The 18,823-nt window shown below is 42.0% G+C and carries 16 protein-coding genes; 15 read left to right on the top strand and 1 reads right to left on the bottom strand.

Going from position 1 to position 18,823, the window contains the following annotated elements:
* The first annotated feature begins 10 nt into the window (after positions 1–10).
* The 5 genes from proC to IGJ42_RS02190 all read left to right on the top strand — a co-directional run bounded on the left by proC (position 11) and on the right by IGJ42_RS02190 (position 6,566).
* Positions 11–811 (top strand): pyrroline-5-carboxylate reductase, encoded by an 801-nt coding sequence (gene proC, locus IGJ42_RS02170; RefSeq protein WP_008376116.1) that lies wholly within the window; start codon positions 11–13, stop codon positions 809–811.
* A gap of 46 nt (positions 812–857) precedes the next feature.
* Positions 858–1,532: an HAD family hydrolase gene (locus IGJ42_RS02175; protein WP_005232216.1), complete on the top strand. Its 675-nt coding sequence runs from the start codon at positions 858–860 to the stop codon at positions 1,530–1,532.
* 47 nt (positions 1,533–1,579) lie between these two features.
* Positions 1,580–1,804, top strand: coding sequence for a hypothetical protein (locus IGJ42_RS02180; RefSeq protein WP_223347157.1), 225 nt, complete (start codon positions 1,580–1,582; stop codon positions 1,802–1,804).
* A 15-nt stretch (positions 1,805–1,819) separates the two neighbouring features.
* The gene (locus IGJ42_RS02185) at positions 1,820–4,525 is read left to right on the top strand and encodes a YhgE/Pip domain-containing protein (protein ID WP_081118311.1); all 2,706 of its coding nucleotides are present in this window, start codon (positions 1,820–1,822) and stop codon (positions 4,523–4,525) included.
* 217 nt (positions 4,526–4,742) lie between these two features.
* Entirely contained in the window at positions 4,743–6,566 is a 1,824-nt protein-coding gene (locus tag IGJ42_RS02190; protein WP_034872061.1) for an APC family permease, read from the top strand.
* 71 nt (positions 6,567–6,637) lie between these two features.
* Here IGJ42_RS02190 and IGJ42_RS02195 read toward each other — a convergent pair whose 3' ends face one another.
* Positions 6,638–7,528 carry an ArsR/SmtB family transcription factor gene (locus tag IGJ42_RS02195; protein WP_008376111.1) on the bottom strand — a complete coding sequence of 297 codons (891 nt, stop codon included), beginning with the start codon at positions 7,526–7,528 and terminating at the stop codon, positions 6,638–6,640.
* Positions 7,529–7,845: 317 nt separating this feature from the next.
* On the opposite strand from IGJ42_RS02195, the gene IGJ42_RS02200 reads away from it, so the two are divergent.
* The 10 genes from IGJ42_RS02200 (at position 7,846) to IGJ42_RS02245 (ending at position 18,761) form a co-directional block, all read left to right on the top strand.
* Positions 7,846–9,096: an extracellular solute-binding protein gene (locus IGJ42_RS02200; protein ID WP_008376109.1), complete on the top strand. Its 1,251-nt coding sequence runs from the start codon at positions 7,846–7,848 to the stop codon at positions 9,094–9,096.
* Between the two features lie 47 nt (positions 9,097–9,143).
* A complete protein-coding gene (locus tag IGJ42_RS02205) occupies positions 9,144–10,034 on the top strand; it encodes a carbohydrate ABC transporter permease (protein ID WP_176257025.1) in 891 nt (296 codons plus the stop codon).
* Between the two features lie 12 nt (positions 10,035–10,046).
* Entirely contained in the window at positions 10,047–10,898 is an 852-nt protein-coding gene (locus IGJ42_RS02210) for a carbohydrate ABC transporter permease (protein WP_005227285.1), read from the top strand.
* Between the two features lie 8 nt (positions 10,899–10,906).
* Positions 10,907–11,323, top strand: coding sequence for a hypothetical protein (locus IGJ42_RS02215; RefSeq protein ID WP_008376104.1), 417 nt, complete (start codon positions 10,907–10,909; stop codon positions 11,321–11,323).
* A gap of 15 nt (positions 11,324–11,338) precedes the next feature.
* Entirely contained in the window at positions 11,339–12,295 is a 957-nt protein-coding gene (locus tag IGJ42_RS02220; RefSeq protein WP_429947010.1) for a glycoside hydrolase family 43 protein, read from the top strand.
* 18 nt (positions 12,296–12,313) lie between these two features.
* The gene (locus tag IGJ42_RS02225; protein WP_429947011.1) at positions 12,314–13,936 is read left to right on the top strand and encodes a glycoside hydrolase family 43 protein; all 1,623 of its coding nucleotides are present in this window, start codon (positions 12,314–12,316) and stop codon (positions 13,934–13,936) included.
* Positions 13,937–13,946: 10 nt separating this feature from the next.
* Positions 13,947–15,392, top strand: a complete 1,446-nt coding sequence (locus IGJ42_RS02230; RefSeq protein WP_429947012.1) for an alpha-N-arabinofuranosidase — start codon at positions 13,947–13,949, stop codon at positions 15,390–15,392.
* 4 nt (positions 15,393–15,396) lie between these two features.
* Positions 15,397–15,663 (top strand): DUF6171 family protein, encoded by a 267-nt coding sequence (locus tag IGJ42_RS02235; protein WP_429947013.1) that lies wholly within the window; start codon positions 15,397–15,399, stop codon positions 15,661–15,663.
* 137 nt (positions 15,664–15,800) lie between these two features.
* Positions 15,801–16,727 carry a helix-turn-helix domain-containing protein gene (locus IGJ42_RS02240; RefSeq protein ID WP_429961050.1) on the top strand — a complete coding sequence of 309 codons (927 nt, stop codon included), beginning with the start codon at positions 15,801–15,803 and terminating at the stop codon, positions 16,725–16,727.
* A gap of 33 nt (positions 16,728–16,760) precedes the next feature.
* Positions 16,761–18,761, top strand: coding sequence for a glycoside hydrolase family 31 protein (locus tag IGJ42_RS02245; protein WP_429947015.1), 2,001 nt, complete (start codon positions 16,761–16,763; stop codon positions 18,759–18,761).
* The last annotated feature ends 62 nt before the right edge of the window (positions 18,762–18,823 follow it).

The raw sequence follows: 18,823 nt of genomic DNA on the forward strand, positions 1-18,823 counted from the left end.
CGTGAAATACATGAGAAAAATCGCCTTTTTAGGAGCCGGTAACATGGCAAAAGCTATCATTAATGGCTTGATTGCAGCAAAGCTGTATGAACCAGCAGAGATCTTGGTTTATAACCATCGCTACGAGCCGACTTTGGCACAATTAGAAAAAGAAACCGGAATCACTGGGACAACTAAGCTGGCGGATGTCACAGAAAAAGCAGAGATCTTCGTCTTAGCAGTCAAACCTTTTGTCTTTCCCCGCTTGCTTGCTGATTTAAAAGCAGGATTGACTGAGGAACATTTGCTAGTATCTATTGCCGCGGGTGTGACGATCGCGCAAATGGAAGAAATCATCGGTGCGCACAAAATCGTGCGGGTCATGCCAAATACCCCCGCACTTGTCGGCGAAGGGATGTCTTCTATCAGCCCCAACGGTCAAGTAACGGAAGCCGAAGCCAACGAAGTCAAACAACTTTTTGAAAGCCTTGGGAAAGCCGAGCAAGTACCAGAAAGCATGATCGATGCAGTCATTGGTGTCAGTGGTTCTTCGCCAGCCTACACGTATTTATTCATTGAAGCTTTGGCAGATGGAGCAGTGGCAGAAGGTATGCCGCGGCCGATGGCGTATGAATTTGCTGCTCAAGCGGTATTAGGCGCAGCGAAGATGGTACTAGAGACGAAGGAACACCCAGGTGTCTTAAAGGATCGTGTCAGCTCGCCTGGGGGCACAACGATCCAAGCAGTCAAAACCTTAGAGGAAAATGGCTTTCGTGCGGCTGTCATCAAAGCAGTGCAAGCAGCTGCTGACAAAAGTCGGGAAATGTCTTGATACCCAGTGAGTGAGGGGGAAATCTTAGCAAAACGAAGGAGCGTTTATGAAAGAACTTTTGATTTTTGATTTTGATGGATTGTTAGTCGATACTGAAAAAGTCTATTTTGATGGGTGGTTGGCTCTATTTAAAAAGTATCAGCTTCCGATTACAGCCGCTGATATTTTTGGTTGGCGTGGTCAAAGTTGGCAACAGACGGCTAGTAAATTAGCCGACCTCGTAGGCGGTCAGCAGCGGGTGCAGGAATTACGAGCAGAACGGGAAGTCTATATTGCCCAGCAAATAACTGATGGCACCTTCAAAACTAAACCCTATGCGAAAGAAACCATCGCATTGGCTAGGGAGAAAGGCTTCCAAACGGCACTAGCCACCTCGACGATGAAAAAAAGAGCCTCTGAATTGTTGGCGCATTTCGATTTGTTGCAGGCCTTTGACTATCAGACCTTTGGCGATGATGTCTCCGCCCATAAACCTGATCCCGCACCTTACTTGCTGACTTTAGAAAAAGCGCAAGTCGCAGCAGAAAAAGCATTAGTCATGGAAGATTCTCTTGTGGGAGCAACAGCTGCGACACGTGCGGAGATCGATGTTGTGCTGATTCCCGATCAAAGCTTTGATCAAGTCTACTCCCCAGAAGAGAAGGCCGGACTTCAGTTATATGGCGAAGCCACCTCATTGAAGTATGTGTATGATTTATTGGCAAAGGATCAACTGAAATAACACCTAAAAAAACTTCCTTTTTCGTTGCAGAAAAAGGAAGTTTTTTTGTGAAGAAAAGACCGGTAAAAAAACAGTTCAAAGGATATGAGTGGTTTGTTTTTCGCCATCATGGTAAAGTTAAAGAAAGTTTAACAATAAGCGAAAAAAAACAAAAAGTAAAGGGGTTTCATTTTGACAAAAACGTCCATTTGTCAAAAGGACTTTTCTTGGTCGATCGTAGCCGTTGGCGGCGGGGGAAAAACATGGTAAATTATCCTTCGACGAAGAACTAGTGGGGGAAGAAAAAAATGAATAAACTAAAGAATGTTTTCTATTTATATAAACTGGACTGGAAACGAATTTTCAGCAATCCAATCTCTGCATTTTTGATCATTGCCTTAATGATCTTACCCTCGCTTTATGCGTGGTTCAATATCAAAGCACTTTGGGATCCATATGGCAACACCAGTGAATTGCCAATCGCCGTGTATAGTGCGGATAAAGGGGCAGAATTTCAAGGCAAGCATATCGATATCGGTGATGAAGTCATCGACACCCTCCATGATAACAAACAGTTAGGCTGGCGTTTCGTGGATTCAAAAGAGGACTTGGTAGAAGGGGTCAAATCAGGAAAATATTACGCCGGTATTTATCTGCCAGCTGATTTTTCAGATGATCTGATCAGCTTTACCAGCGGGACAATTGAAAAACCGACCATTGAGTATTACAGCAACCAAAAAATCAACGCCATCGCACCAAAAATCACCGAGAAAGGAGCTAGCAGCCTTCAAGAAGAGATCTCACAGAACTTTATTGAAACCGCCAGCTCTACGTTAATAAAAGTCTTCAATGAAATCGGCTATGACATTGATTCCAACTTAGTCAGCATCAACAAAGTCAAATCCATGATCTTAGATACCGATGACAATTTGGCTACGATCGACGGTTATACGAAAGAGATCGTCACCTTGCACGATAAGTTTCCAGAAATCAAAGAAAAGATCGCAAAAGCCGAAGAATTTACCGATTATATTCCGCAAGTGGATGCCATGGGGGAAAAACTGATTGGCCTAAACGATAAGCTGCCGACATTGAAGAAAGAAGCCAGCATCATTTTGACCTTGCAAGAGAAGATCCCAGAGATCCAAAATGCCGGCAAACAATTGAAGATGATCGATGATGATTTTGATGACATTGCCAGCACCATGACGGACGGCATCGATACCGCCAAACAAGGACTGCAAGTCATCGAACAAGTTCAAGCCGCGTTACCACAGATCGAACAACTAGGCGACCAAGCCGCCAGCTTCGCCACAGCGACCAAAGATGGGGCCCAACAGTTGCAAGATGCCCTGCCAAGTATTTCTAGCAGTGTGAAGGTGACGATTGAGTCGATCAGTCAAGTGGCAACAACTACCGCTGGGCTGACAAGTACGATTCGTCAAGCACTAGCTGACAATGAACTAACGGATGAAGAGCGTCAAGCAATCAGTGCAACGATCACTGACTTTCAAAAGAACATCCAGCAACAACAAGCAGCCTTGGATTCCTTGATTGCCTTTTTAACCAATATTCAGAATTCCGGTAGTAACGCCGATTTAGAAGGTATCATTACGCAACTAAGCAATGCTAAAACATCGCTAGGAGTTTTATCTGACCGCTTATCGCAATTGAATAACCTTGTTCAAAATGGGTCTGTTGATGAAATTACAGCGTACCTCGATCAAGTTACCGCAGCTGCTCAAAACATCGCTGATCTTATGAACAGCATCAATGTTGATTCAATCACTGCAACCATCAACGACATTCTAACCAAACTAATCGAAACCATCACCACTGCCGAAGATGTCTTGAAAAAAGCCCAAGAAATCGATTTTGACTCGTTGCTGTCTTCCACCAAATCAGTGGTCAGCAATGCCGTGACGATTTTGGAAAAATACCAAAAAGAATTGCCTGCCATCAAGCAAGAATTGCACGATGCCAATACGATGCTGAATGGTCATATGGATGAAATCGTCAATGCCATCAACAAAGGAGCCGACCTGTACAACAACGAATTACCAGTTGTCGAAGAAAAATTAGGGCTGGCCGTAGACTTCTTGCAAAACGATTGGCCAACCATCAAATCAGAAATCAGTTCTACGATGGCGATGGTGGATGAAAAACTGCCAGAAGTTGAAAAAGCCTTGGATGCGGCTGTCGATTTAATCAATAACGATTGGCCAAGTATCAAAGCAGGCATCCACAAAGCCGCTGATGCGATCCGAGCAGGAGAAAATGAAGTCGATCTCGGGGAAGTCATCAAATTATTGAAACTTGATGCCACGGATGAAGCCGACTTCTTCAAACAACCAGTGGAATTAAAAAGCAATGAAATCTACCCAATCGCCAACAATGGTTCAGCTAGCACACCATTTTATACCGCATTGTGTTTGTGGGTAGGGGCATTATTATTGTCAAGTGTCGCTACAACGGAGTATCATTTAGAGAAGAAAGACAAAAAACGCTTTACACAACGTGAAACCTTTGTGGCACGGATGCTGACGTTCTTGACGATGGCAGTCGCCCAAAGTTTGATCGTGACCCTAGGAAATATGTTTTTATTAGGCGTCGATGTCCACAACCCTGTGTACAGTGTCTTCTTCGCATTACTCGTCGGACTCGCCTTTATGATGATCGTCTACGTACTGGCGGGACTGTTCGGCAACCTCGGGAAAGGGATCGCCATCATTATTTTGGTTCTCTCCATTTCAGGTGGGGGAGGAAATTACCCAATCCAAGTCTCTGGGAAGTTCTTCCAATTCATTAATCCGCTACTGCCGTTTACTCATGCGGTCAATCTGTTAAGAGAATCAGCCGGTGGGATCTATTGGCCAAACGCTATCCCGCAGTTGATCATTTTAACGATTTTGTTCCTAGTCTTTGGGATCGTCGGTACGTACGCGTATCCTTATCTAGTCAACTCTACGAAGAAACTAAGTGACATTTCCAAAGAAAGTCATTTCTTCCACTAAAATCTTAAAGCAGAAAGAGCATTTGTTCTTTCTGCTTTTGTGCCATCACGTGAAATTTCTAATAATCAAAAGAGGGAAAAAGGGTCGTTTTTTCATCTGATTTTCATTGACTTTTCGCGGTTACAAGAGTAGCATACAGTCTTGATAATTCAATATTTGTGAGGATATCGTTACAAGTTTAACGAAGGATTTTTTCATGAAAAGGAGTGTAGAAAAAGTGGAGTATTTGAAACGTTTGTTGGTCGGACGTCCATTGAAATCCGCAGAGAATGATGAACAAAAACTGAGCCGGACGGCGGCCCTTGCGTTGCTATCTTCTGATGCTTTGTCTTCGATTGCTTATGGGACAGAGCAGATCGTTGTCGTATTAGTGGCACTTTCCGCTGCTGCTATCTGGTATTCATTGCCGATCGCTGCTTTTGTTATTATTCTTTTGATTTCATTGACCTTGTCTTACCGCCAGATCATTCATGCTTACCCTCACGGCGGTGGGGCATATGTAGTAAGTAGTGAAAATTTAGGGAAAAATGCGGGCCTGATTGCCGGCGGCTCTCTATTGATCGATTATATGCTGACAGTGGCAGTATCCGTCTCAGCAGGGGCAGAAGCTATCACTTCAGCTGTGCCGGCGTTGTTCGGTCATCAAGTGGCCATTTCTGTCGTGATCGTAATCTTGATCATGATGATGAATCTGCGAGGGTTGCGAGAATCAGCTAGCTTCTTGATGATTCCTGTCTACACCTTTATCGCAGTGATCACAGTCTTGATCGTGGTCGGTTTGTACAATATCGTAACGGGTGCGCAACCGTTAAATGCAACCGCACTACCGGGAGCGGTCGTACCTGGGGTATCCGTGGCCTTGATTTTACGGGCTTTCTCATCAGGTTCCTCTTCTTTGACAGGGGTCGAAGCGATCAGTAACGCGGTGCCGTTTTTCAAAAAACCACGGGCGAAAAATGCAGCTGCGACCTTGACAATCATGGCGTCGATTTTAGGATTCTTCTTTGTCGGCATCACTTTTATCAACTATTGGTATGGTATCGTACCAGAAACAGAAGTGACCGTCCTATCTCAAATCGGTTCTGCCGTTTTTGGTCATGGGTTTATGTACTACGTTTTGCAATTTGCTACGGCACTGATTTTAGCAGTTGCCGCAAATACCGGATTTTCAGCTTTCCCCGTGTTGGCGTATAACCTAGCGAAAGACAAATATATGCCGCATATGTATCAAGACCGTGGGGACCGTCTTGGCTATTCGAACGGAATCATCACCTTGGCTGCTGGTTCCATCGTATTATTGTTTATCTTCCAAGGATCGACCGAGCGTTTGATTCCTTTGTATTCCATTGGGGTATTTATTCCTTTTGCCTTGTCCCAAAGCGGAATGGTGATCAAATGGAGAAAAGAAGGCAAAGGCTGGTTCTTTAAATCGATCGCCAACATCGTTGGGGCTTTGATTTCCTTTGCGATCATTGCCATCTTGTTCGTGTATCGCTTAGGCGATATTTGGCCATTCTTTATTATCATGCCGATCCTCTTGTATATCTTTTACAAGATCCATGATCATTATAAGAAAGTCGCAGAACAGCTGCGGTTGGAAAAACAAGAAGCACTACATGTTTATGAAGGAAATACTGTGATCGTTTTAGTCGGAAATGTTACCCGAGTAAATATCGGCGCATTGAACTATGCCCAATCGATTGGTGATTATGTCGTAGCGATGCACGTATCGTTGGATGAAGATGTGAAGAAAGAAAAAGAAATCGAACAAGAATTTAAGCAAAAATTCCCAGACGTGCGTTTCTCCGTCGTTCATTCTTCTTATCGTTCGATTGAAAATCCCATCTTACGTTATGTGGATCTAGTCAGCCGCAATGCAGCCAAACACAATTACACAACGACCGTCATCATTCCACAGTTTGTCCCAAGACGTCGCTGGCAAAATATTTTGCACAACCAAACAAGCCTGCGCTTGCGTTTCAGACTCTCTTGGCGTGAAAACATCATTGTAAGTACGTACAGTTACCATTTGAAAAAATAACAAAAACGCTAGTTTAGCGACCTGATTCCCAAAAGAAATGTTTAGGTCAGCCGCTAAGACTAGCGTTTTTTTTAGCTATAAAACATTTTTAGTTTGATATCTTGATCGTAATTCCCAAACCCCTTGCCAAAGAGGGTACAACCGCCGACATGCTCGGCATCTTCTTTGACTTCCACTTTTAAATGCCACGTATCTTCGTAGGCAGGTATATCCTTGATCGTAATGTCGGAAAGAGGAACACCTTCCATGTAGGTTCCATGATCCATGATGCGGATCGTCTTCAATAACCCGTACTGATTAAGATTGTCTGGATACCAATCCGGTGTATACTTTCCACGAATGTCTGCAAAATCCCCTGGGCTAGTCCATGTACCAAGCTCCACGCCATTTAAGCTGAAGGTGATGTCTGAAGGCCAGTTGTTATTGGAAAAAGGAAATTCAGACGAAACTTCCATTGAAATCTCCATCATTTCGAGTTTTTCTTCTTTTGCTAAGAAGTTTGGCGATTGGTATTCGACAAATCCTTTCGTAAACCACAAGATGCGGGCATCCATTCGTCGGGGATCCATGAAAAACTTCGGTTCATCTACCATTCCCACAAAATCAGCTGAAGTAGCAAGCCCGCACGTTGGTTCTACCGAATAATTTGTATAATGACCGATCGGTATCGCCGTTTCTTTCGTATCAAAGGCATTAAAGATTTTCTCAGGAAAGTTGATATCGATATGATCCACTCTCAAACTGGAAATCTTTTTTTGCCCTACACGCTCTGTTTTGATGATTTTGGCTTCTTCTAATTTTTTGATATGCATCGTAATGATAGCGCTGCTTAAGCCTAACTCTTGTGCCAACTCTTTGACATTCATCTTGTTTTTAGCCAGCAATTGAATGATTTTGATTCGCACGTTACTGGCAAGTGCCTCATAGACAGGCAATGCTTCTTGATTGATTTCTAATTGCATCGTGTCACCTCCGCTTAAACTGTTTGATTTACTTGAATGTTAACATATTTGCTAATTTGTGTAAATAGCGTTGTTTATTTCGCTAGTTATTAATATATTTATTAATTAATATAGATATTATCCTTGATAAATTAATCAAAATATTGTTGACAGCGATTACAAATCAAGTTATGATTTATTTGTAAATTGAAAGTGTTTGCAAACGCTAGAAATGAATAATGCAATTATAAATGCTGGGATAGCAAATAAGAGAAGGAGGATAGGCGTGTGTTCGGCTTCAAAGACCAAAATTCAATTTCTATGAAAGAGGGAAAAACATGAAGAAGAAACTTATTATTATTGGTGCTTTAGTTGCAGTCGTTGCAGTTGCCCTTATTGGTTTTAATCGTTATCAGGCAGCGGAAAAAGAAAAATACACGATTAATTTTTGGTCACCCCTTACTGGTGATGATGGCGCTTATATGGATCAGATCGTAAATGAATTCAATGAACAATCAGGTTCCGATTATACAATCAATCATGTGATCACGTCTGATATGTATACTAAATTAAGTACGGTTGTTAGTTCTAAAAGTGGGATTCCAGATTTGACTTTGATGCATTCTTATAAAGTAGAGGAATTTGTCAATTCCGATATTATTGATCCGGTTGATCGTCTGGTTTCTTATCAACCTGAGTTAGAAGAAAGCAATTATTTAGATACAGCGTGGAATGCAGGAAAAATCGGCGATACTCAATATACGATCCCATTAGATATCCATGCCAGTGCCATGTATTACAATCAAGATCTTTTAGAAAAATACAATGTCACTTCTTGGCTAGACGATAACATCGTGACGTTTGATGAAATGATGTCATTAGCAGGGCAGATGGAAGAAGGCGATTATGTCGTAAATAATGCGTTACTTTCTTGGGTTATCTTAGCGCAAATCCGTAACTTAGGTGGCGCAATTTCTGACGATGCTGGGAACCCGACGGTGAATACGCCAGAAATGAAAGAAGCGTTAGAAAAAATTAAAGCGTTAACAGATGCAGGTTTGATGACACCTTATGGAGAAGATGGGTATTTGATGTTCCAAGGCGGAAACGTACTCTTATCAACAGATGGTACTTGGACTTCCACCGCTCATGATGCGGTTGAGGGCTTGAATTGGGGCGTAACAAATATTTATTCGACTTCAGATGACATCGCAACTAACCGAGCAGCTTCTCATATGTTTGGCATGTTGAAGAGTGAAAGCAGAACAGAAGAAAAAGAAGAAGTAATCGCACAATTTTTAGAATTCGTTCGTACAAACTCGATCGAATGGGCAAAAGCCGGTCAAATCGTTGCAAGTAAAGATATTTTAGAAAGTGATGATTACCAACAATACCCACAATCATTCTTTACTTCTACACCAGAGGAAGAAGAAACACTTTACATCTTTGACTACGTTTATTTCTCTTATGTCTTAGAAGCATTAGATGTTTATAGTACAGATATCGCTTACGGTGAATTAGATATGGATGAAGGATTAGCAACGATGCAACAATATGTCGAAGATAAGATTGCAGAAGTAGCTAGATAAGTGAAGGGGGGGATAATTCTATCCCCTTTTCCAATTTTTAGAAGGGAATGAAAGGAATGAAAAAAAAGAGCATTAACTGGGCATCGATCGCATTCATTGGACCACACATGGTACTCTTTATTATTTTTGTATGTATTCCAACGATCTATGGTATTTATGCTTCATTTACGCAATGGAATTTGATCTCTGATCCAGTCTGGGTCGGTTTTAACAACTATAAAACATTATTATTTGATAGTTCCTCGACATTCTATACCCAATTTTGGAATGGTTTGAAAAATACCTTTATTTTCGTTTTGATCATGGTGCCGTTACAAATCATCATTCCACTGATGATTGCAGCTGCATTGCAACATAAAAAAGTGAAGCTGAAAGGACTTTTTCAAGCAATTCTATATATTCCAGGTCTTATCTCTGTTTCAGCAGGTTCTTTGATCTGGTCATTGATTTTCCACTCTCGATTAGGTGCCATCAATAATATTTTTGGGTTCGATTTCTCTTGGGCTTCGCGACAACCCTATGCATGGATCTTGATTTTTGTTGTCAGCATTTGGGGAGCGATCGGTGGTAACATGATCATTTATCGCTCAGCTTTAGCGGGTGTCAATGAAGACCTTTATGAAGCGGCAGAGATCGACGGAGCTGGAGCATTCCAAAAATTCTTGAATGTGACCTTGCCATCTATTCGCTTTCCACTGTTATATACGATCGTGATGACAACTGCTGGAGCATTTAATGTCTTTGCACAGCCTTTGATGATGACAGGTGGAGGTCCAAACCAAAGCACGACTGTATTGATGATGTATATCCGCTCACTGGCTTTTAGTCAAGGAGAATCAATTGCCGGAATGGCTTCGGCAATGGCAGTCATCTTAGGATTGATCATTATGTGTGTGTCCGTATTTCAATATTTTCTTTTAGATAGAAGCAATACTTAAGGGGGCAAAAAAATGAATACACAAAAGAAACATATACCTAGTATGGTCATCGCATATTTGTTTCTGATCGTTTTATGTATCATCTGGGTTATTCCACTGATTTTTAGCTTCGCCACTTCTTTTCGTTCTCAAACCGAAATCGTCTCTACTGGGTTTCGTTTATTACCCGTAAACTGGATATTAGATAACTATGTAGCGATTTTGACTAATACGTCTACTGCACCAATTATGCAGTGGTTATGGAATTCAATGTTTATCGCAGTCACGCACACTGTTTTAGTTGTGATCGTTGTTTCAGTGACCGCTTATGGCTATGGCAGAATGCGGTTTAAATACCGTGATCGTATCTTTTATCTTTTGATGGGGATCTCGATGTTTCCCGGTGTAGTGAATTTGATCCCGTCTTACAAAATCATTGAAACCTTCGGCTGGGTCAACTCTTCTCTTGCTATGATCATTCCAGGCTTAGCAGGGATGGGAAATATCTTTCTTGTGCGACAGTTTATGAAAGGTATCCCGCTTGAATTTGACGAGTCAGCACGAATGGATGGTGCAGATGAATTTACAATTTTTGCAGAGATCATCGTTCCTTTGATCAAACCTGTGTTGATCGTTGCAGGCCTCTTTTCTTTCACAGGCTCATGGAATGATTTCTTGTGGCCAGTGATCGTGTATACGGATGTTAGTAAGATGCCGATTACAGCCGGTTTGCTATTACTACAAGACATTTATGGCAACTACCGAATGATTGGTCAATTGATGGGCTCGGCATTGATTGCGATCATTCCAACCGTCATGCTGTTTCTATTTGCTCAAAAATACTTCATTGAATCTATGAACTTAAATGCAGGAATAAAAGGATAGTGAAGATCATGAATCGAAAATTGGAAAGAAATTTACTACGTGCCAGTGCGGTCTGGGATGTCTGTATTGGTCTCGTAACGATGTTTGGGTATTATCCTTGGTTTGAAGAACAAGGGATCGCAGCATTTCAAAATCAAAATCAGTATGAATACTTGCAGTCAAGTCTGGTAGGAATGATATCGAAGGTAGTTATGATCGTTGCGTTAGCGACGATTTTGATGGGCGTTATCAGTTGGATCAACGCGAAGAATATGCGAGACAAACAAATAAACAAAGGAACGATACGTTGGATGATCGCCTGTGTCATCATCCATTTGATCATCTATGATGTGATCGGTGTCGTCCTCTATTTACTAGCTACGACGATGTATATGTCTAAAAACAAAGCAATAAAAATACTAAAAACGGAAAATGGAATTTTTTAAGAAGGTGTAGAATTTATGGCAGAAAATTATTTGGAACCGATTGTATTAGAACGTGCAGACCCATGGATATACAAGCATACCGATGGATATTATTACTTCACTGGATCAAAACCAGGGTATCAGGAAATCGAATTAAGGCGTGCGAAAACCTTGAAAGGTCTGGCTGACAATGAAGTGAAAGTCATCTGGACGGCTCATGCCGAAGGCCCCATGAGTGAGCTGATCTGGGCACCAGAGATTCATTTTATTCAAGGAAAATGGTACATCTATTTTGCTGCTGCAGATCATGGAGAAGTCAGAAATGATCAGCATCATCATCGGATGTTTGCGATCGAAAATGCGAATGAAGATCCCTTTGCAGGCGAGTGGGTAGAAAAAGGACAGATCGAGACGCAATTTGAGAGTTTCAGTTTAGATGCTACGGTATTTGAACACAGGAACCGATTGTATTATGTCTGGGCACAAGCAGATCCAAACATTCCAGGCAATTCCAATCTTTATTTATCAGAGATGGAAAATCCTTGGACATTGCAAGGAAAGCAGATTCTGCTGAGCATTCCTTATTATGAATGGGAAAAAATCGGCTTCAAAGTGAACGAAGCTCCAGCTGCTTTGATTAGAAATGGAAAAGTGATCATTACTTATTCAGCCAGTGCGACGGATGAAAACTACGCGATGGGACTGTTGTGGGCAGATGAGGATAGTGATCTATTGAATGGGTATTCTTGGCATAAGTTGAAGGAACCAGTCTTTTCAAGTTCTGAACAAAATTCCCTATACGGACCAGGACATAACTCCTTTACAGTCGATGAGGAAGGGAAACAAGATATCTTAGTGTATCATGCAAGACCAGAAAAAAATGATTACAGTAATCCTTTAGAAAATCCCAATCGACATGCGTACGTCCAACCGTTTACTTGGAAGAAAAATGGATTGCCTGATTTTGGCGAACCCGGTGTAGTCAAAGGATAGATAAAAGAGAGGGAAAAAATGAATACAAAAAGAAAAATGCTCTGTTTAACCATGTCCGTTTTTTTTACTAGTTTATTTCTTGCTGGCTGTCAAACAGGAGATGCTGCTGAGCAACTTTCACAAAAGGAGTGGGAAACAACGACAAAAAATCGAGTGTCGATTCATGACCCATCGATTACTTCTATTCATGTTGGTGACCAAGAGCTGTTTTACGTATTTGGTTCGCATCTCGCCCAAGCGAAAACAGAAGATTTACAAACTTGGGAAGTACCTTTCACTCACGAATATGAATCAATGGAAGACAATATGATCTATGGTAACACAAAAGAAAATCTAGCTGAGACTTTTGAATGGGCAGGCTACGATGATGCCGATTCAAAAGGTGGTTACAGCCTTTGGGCACCAGATGTCATTTGGAATGCTGATTATGAATGGACAAATGGAGACAAAGGAGCCTATATGCTCTACTACTCAGCTAGTTCTACGTGGCGGCGTTCAGCGATTGGATTGGCCGTAGCTAAAACAATCGAAGGACCCTATAGCTATGCGGATACCGTGGTCTATTCTGGCTTTACAGAAAAAGATTCGACAGATGGTAGTGAACGCAATACCAACTATCAAAATACCCATTTGGCGAAATTGATCAAAGAGGGGAAAATCAGTGGGTTCAGTGAAAACTGGGCGATCGAAGATGGTCTGACGTATAACACCGATTATGCGCCAAACGCCATTGATCCAGCGTTGTTTTATGATGAAGAAGGGAAACTATGGATGACCTATGGTTCTTGGTCTGGCGGTATCTTTTTATTAGAAGTTGATCCAGCCACTGGAAAACCAATGTATCCTGGGGAAGATAGCACGACGGAAGATGGGCGTATCATTGATCGCTATTTCGGGATCAAGCTTTTTGGCGGCTATCATCAATCAGGAGAAGGTCCCTATATTGTTTATGATGAGGAAACCGATTATTATTACCTGTTCGTCACTTATGGTGGTTTAGCAGCAAAAGGTGGTTACAATATGCGACTATTTCGCGCTGAAAAACCAGAAGGACCTTACCTTGATGCCCAAGGAAATAGCCCAATCTTCGAACAAGGGGACCAAAATTCAAACTACGGCATCAAATTGATTGGCAACTACCAATTCTCGTTTCAACAAATGGGGTATCGAGCAGCGGGACACAATTCGGCGATCATCGATGAGAATGGTCAGTGGTCCTTGGTGTACCATACGCGCTTTAACAATGGAACCGAAGCCCATGAAGTACGGGTCAACAGAATGTATATGAATGAGGAGGGCTGGCCAGTTCCAGCACCCTACGAGTATCGAGGCAATGAACAAGTAGCAGATGCTTTGTCAGAAGATGACATTATCGGGCGCTATGAAATCATTAACCATGGTACCGATAATGGAACGACCATGCTAAAAACGCAGACAATCGAGCTTCAAAAAGATGGAAGCATTACTGGTGACTTGACCGGAACTTGGACGTACGATGCGGGATACTTGGCATTGACTTTTGAAGAAGCCACCTTCAAAGGTATCTTATTAAGTCAGGAAATAACAGAATTTGAGCAGCAAAAATTAACGTTTTCAACGATTGGCGATAATAATGAATCCATTTGGGGAATCAAAGAATAGGAGTATAACAATGACGATTAACATTCAAAACACAAAATCAGGAACAACGATCAGTAAATATATCTACGGTCATTTTGCAGAGCATCTAGGCCGTTGTATCTATGAAGGATTATACGTTGGAGAAGATTCGCCGATCCCAAATAAAAATGGGATGCGGATTGATGTGGTTGAAGCACTGAAAAACATTCAAATCCCTGTGCTACGTTGGCCAGGCGGCTGCTTCGCCGATGAATACCATTGGAAAGACGGGATTGGTCCTAAAGAAAACCGCAAAACGATGGTCAACACCCACTGGGGCGGCGTGACTGAAAACAATCATTTCGGGACCCATGAATTTTTTGAATTGATCAAGCAGCTGGAATGTGATGCGTATGTCAACGGCAATGTCGGCAGCGGAACGGTGCAAGAAATGTCGGAATGGGTGGAATACATCACGATGGATGGCATTTCTCCGATGGCTGATCTTCGCAGAGAAAATGGCCATGAAGAAGCGTGGGAAATGAAATTTTTTGGCGTAGGAAACGAAAACTGGGGCTGCGGCGGCAATATGCGGCCAGAGTATTATGCGGATCTGTATCGCCGCTATCAAACCTATGTCCGCCAATACGGCGACAAAAAAATCTACAAAGTCGCCGGCGGAGCGAATGTCGCAGACTATCATTGGACAGAAACGCTGATGAAAAACGCCCATTGGTTGATGGACGGCCTAAGCTTGCACTACTACGTTCATCCGCAGGGCTGGGAAGAAAAAGGTAGCGCCTTGGAATTTGATGAGGCAGAGTGGCAAGTGACCTGTGAAAAAGCAGCCTACATGGATGAATTATTGACCCGCCACAGCGCGATCATGGACCAGTATGACCCAGAACAGCGTGTGGGAATCATTGTTGATGAATGGGGCACTTGGTTCTCAGCGGAACCTGGGACCAATCCAGGCTTCTTATACCAACAAAATACGATCCGTGATGCCATGGTCGCAGCGATCACCTTGAATATTTTCCATAAACATGCTAAGCGAGTGCATATGGCAAATATCGCACAAACCGTCAATGTCCTGCAAGCGATGATTTTGACAGATGGCGAACAAATGGTGAAAACCCCAAGCTATCATGTCTTTGATTTGTACAAAGTCCATCAAGATGCTGAAACCATTGATAGCCATGGAACCAGCAGCGATACCATTACGTATACGATTTCGAAAAAAGAAGATACGATCCATCTATCGGTTTGTAATTTTGCTACCCAAGGCACGGAAGAATTATCTTTCTCCCTTGAAACAGCGGTCAATGAAGTGAAAGAAGCTCGTTATATCGTGGGGGACAAAATGAACGCACACAATGATTTTGATCATCCTGAAGATGTGGTGATCCAAGACTTCACCGCTTACGATGTTGAAGAGAACAAAGTCAGCTTGCGGGTGCCAGCAATGAGTGTTCTCACGATCTCATTGACAGTCTGAACCCATGACTTGTAAAGGATGCGAAGTGAAAGATGCTGCGGCAGCAGCACAGGAAGACATTGAATCCTTGATTGCAGAACAACTTTCTTTAGAAAGCGACTTGGCTTCGCCGGAGATCGTCAGTAGGAGAATCGCTGTTTGTGAGATCTGTCCACTGCGATTGAATCATACCTGTACAAAATGCGGCTGCTTTTATCAGTTTCGCGCAAATTTAGCTAAGAAAAACTGTCCTGCAGGAATGTGGGAACAAACAGGACAGCTCGTCAAGTAGCTGTCCTGTTTGTTTCAATTGGTCAGAAGGATCAACAGATAAAATATTTTTTCGATTACGCTTACATAAACGTTGTAGATACGCTATGATAAAACGAAAAACAATGTTAATAAAGTGGAAAGTGAGCGAGTGATTCAATGAAAATAAATCAACCCGCAGCGCTTACTTATTATGAAGCTGCGAATCATGGCACGGAAGATTTCCCATTAGCATATTATCCTAATTTAGTGAGTGTTTGGCGAGAATTCTTTTTTGTGCCACATTGGCATAAAGAAATCGAAATTTTATGTGTCCATCAAGGACAGCTAGAATTAGTCGTTAATGGAGTCTCACGCAAGATTAAAGCAAATACGATCGTACTGATTCCTCCCAATACTTTACACACTGCCTATCGAATCGCACAACAAAGCTGCCGTTTTTCATGTATCGTTTTTTCTGAAAAATTAATTACGAGTCGGCAATCAGATAGAATTCAAAGCCAACAAATCGATCCTTTTTTGATACAAGAATGTGTTACTTCTTATGTGGATTTTCCAGATAAAAGTCAACAAAGTCTCACCTTGTTTCAACTATTTGATCAATGCTTTATGGGGAAATCGTCCTATCGTGAATTACGTCTGAAAGGGATTGTTATCCAACTCTTGTCATATCTATTAGAAGTTGGGACCGACCAGCCAGCAAAAAAATCAAGCGAGCGCCTCCAAGAAAAACGGGAAAAAATAGTTTTATCTTATATTCATAGTAATTATCATGAAATGATCCAATTACAAGATTTGGCCGATTCTGTTTCCTTAAGTAAAGAGCAATTTACACGATTTTTTAAACAATCATTTCGAACTTCCCCAATGGCTTATCTAAATCATTATCGCTTGATCCGATCGGCAGAATTGTTGCGAGAGACTGATTTGACCATGGTGGCGATCGCTCAAGCTGTCGGTTTTTGTAATAGTAATCATTTTTCTGTGTGCTTCAAAAAGATGTTTGGTGAGACCCCTACACAATATCGGAAAAATGACATGATTACGATAGAACACGCCATAAAATTGAAGGATAGCCCTCTGTAATCCAGCTATACTGAAAAAAAGGAGGGTTCAAAAATGTCGTTTTTTTCAATAGGTGAGAATTACCTCGAATTTCAAAATGGAAATGAAGTCGTGCGCATTATTGCTTGGGGCACGAACAGTTTGCGGGTGGTGAGTGCACCGTCTGGTGAACTAGATTTATCCTGCTGTGCATTATTAACACAAGATTCTAAGGCCGAGGTTGCGATTGAGGGGGATGTAGGAGCTATCGGTAATGGAAAAATCCACGCAGTAGTCACCAAAGAGTCAGGCTGGAACAACTATGGCAAGATCACTTTTTACAATCAAAAAGGTGAAGTGATTTTGAAAGAAGCAGCATCTGGCGGTGCGCTCTTGAAAAAGGCGCGGTTTTTCAAGTCGATTATTGGAGGAGATTTTCAACTAAAAGCTACTTTCGAAGCCAATCATGAGGAGAAAATCTATGGTATGGGGCAATATCAACAGGATATTTTTGATCTAAAAGGGTGTAATTTAGAATTAGCGCATCGAAATTCACAAGCTTCGATCCCCTTTTATTTATCAAACAAAGGATACGGCTTTTTTTGGCACAATCCAGCAATCGGTTCGGTCTCTTTTGGTAAAAATACGACCGAATGGCGTGCCGAAAGTACGAAGCAATTGGATTACTGGATCACTGCTGGAGAGACACCAGCTCAAATCGAAGAACAATTTAGCCAAGTGACAGGACGGGCACCTATGATGCCCGAATATGGTCTAGGATTTTGGCAATGTAAACTTCGCTATGCGACACAAGCGGAAGTAGTGGCGATCGCTAGGGAACACAAAGAGCGGAACATTCCTGTTGATGTACTAGTGATCGATTATTATCATTGGCCGCGCTGTGGTGATTTTCGCTTTGATGAAAATTTCTTTCCAGACCCCAAGGCGATGGCAGAAGAAGTACGAGATAAATATGGAATCGAGCTAATGGTATCGATCTGGCCCCAAATCGACACGCGTAGTGAGAATTTTCAAGAGATGAAAGAAAAAGGCTTATTAGTCAAAACGGATCGCGGCATTGATGTGCAGATGTTGTTTCATGGGAATAACATTTTTTATGATCCAACAAATCCTAAAGCTCGAAACTATGTCTGGGAGAAAGTATCAAAAAATTATGTCAATAACGGCATTCGCTTGTTTTGGTTGGATGAGGCTGAACCAGAATTTGGTACGTATGACTATGATTCCTATCGTTATTATGTAGGGAGTGTGCTGCAAAAAGGCAATATTTACCCCCGTGAGTATGTTCGTGGTTTTGATGAGGGAGAAGCCTCCTCACAAAAAGAACATTCAATCAAATTGGTTCGTTGTGCTTGGGCGGGCAGCCAACGATATGGGGCATTGGTTTGGTCCGGCGATATTCATTCGACTTACCAAGACTTTCGCAACCAAATCGTTGCTGGCATGCAAATGGGGTTAGCAGGCATCCCGTGGTGGACAAGTGACATCGGCGGATTTCATGGTGGTTCTGTGACAAGTCTAGATTTTCAAGATTTATTGATCCGCTGGTTTCAATATGGGACTTTTTGTCCAGTCATGCGATTGCATGGTTCACGTACTCCCCATAAAAAAATCTTCAAGGCAGATGGTGAAGAAACAGAGCAAACCGGAGCAGCTAACGAAATATGGGCGTTTGGGGAAAAGAACTATGAGATTATGAAAAAATTTATTGGAATTCGTGAATTGATGCGGGACTACTCGCGTGAATTGATGCGCGCAGCTCATGAAAAAGGAACGCCAGTCATTCGCCCAACTTTTTATGAATTTCCAGAGGATCACCAGGCATGGGAACTGACAACACAGTATCTCTATGGTTCTGATATTCTAGTAGCGCCCATCGTTGTAGCGCATGCTACTGAGCGTGAGGTATATTTGCCAACAGGAGCAAAATGGACCGATGCTCGAGATGGAACTATCTATGAAGGTGGACAATGGATTGTCGCACAGGCACAAATTGATTCCTTACCAATCTTTTTGCGAGAGGGAAAACAGAGTTACTTGATTCATGAAGTATAGGCTGGAAATGGTTACGGTCAGTTGTTTGTAAGACTGGTAGGTACCTTGTTGAGAGGGTAAGA

Source organism: Enterococcus sp. DIV1067f (assembly GCF_050543505.1).
In the GTDB taxonomy this organism is placed as follows: domain Bacteria; phylum Bacillota; class Bacilli; order Lactobacillales; family Enterococcaceae; genus Enterococcus_D; species Enterococcus_D entomosocium.

Coding starts and splice junctions, on each gene's coding strand:
- IGJ42_RS02235 (WP_429947013.1), top strand. CDS start 15,397: ATGACTTGTAAAGGATGCGAAGTGAAAGATGCTGCGGCAGCAGCACAG.
- IGJ42_RS02185 (WP_081118311.1), top strand. CDS start 1,820: ATGAATAAACTAAAGAATGTTTTCTATTTATATAAACTGGACTGGAAA.
- IGJ42_RS02230 (WP_429947012.1), top strand. CDS start 13,947: ATGACGATTAACATTCAAAACACAAAATCAGGAACAACGATCAGTAAA.
- IGJ42_RS02175 (WP_005232216.1), top strand. CDS start 858: ATGAAAGAACTTTTGATTTTTGATTTTGATGGATTGTTAGTCGATACT.
- IGJ42_RS02225 (WP_429947011.1), top strand. CDS start 12,314: ATGAATACAAAAAGAAAAATGCTCTGTTTAACCATGTCCGTTTTTTTT.
- IGJ42_RS02220 (WP_429947010.1), top strand. CDS start 11,339: ATGGCAGAAAATTATTTGGAACCGATTGTATTAGAACGTGCAGACCCA.
- IGJ42_RS02240 (WP_429961050.1), top strand. CDS start 15,801: ATGAAAATAAATCAACCCGCAGCGCTTACTTATTATGAAGCTGCGAAT.
- IGJ42_RS02200 (WP_008376109.1), top strand. CDS start 7,846: ATGAAGAAGAAACTTATTATTATTGGTGCTTTAGTTGCAGTCGTTGCA.
- IGJ42_RS02210 (WP_005227285.1), top strand. CDS start 10,047: ATGAATACACAAAAGAAACATATACCTAGTATGGTCATCGCATATTTG.
- IGJ42_RS02215 (WP_008376104.1), top strand. CDS start 10,907: ATGAATCGAAAATTGGAAAGAAATTTACTACGTGCCAGTGCGGTCTGG.
- IGJ42_RS02245 (WP_429947015.1), top strand. CDS start 16,761: ATGTCGTTTTTTTCAATAGGTGAGAATTACCTCGAATTTCAAAATGGA.
- IGJ42_RS02195 (WP_008376111.1), bottom strand. CDS start 7,528: ATGCAATTAGAAATCAATCAAGAAGCATTGCCTGTCTATGAGGCACTT.
- IGJ42_RS02205 (WP_176257025.1), top strand. CDS start 9,144: ATGAAAGGAATGAAAAAAAAGAGCATTAACTGGGCATCGATCGCATTC.
- proC (WP_008376116.1), top strand. CDS start 11: ATGAGAAAAATCGCCTTTTTAGGAGCCGGTAACATGGCAAAAGCTATC.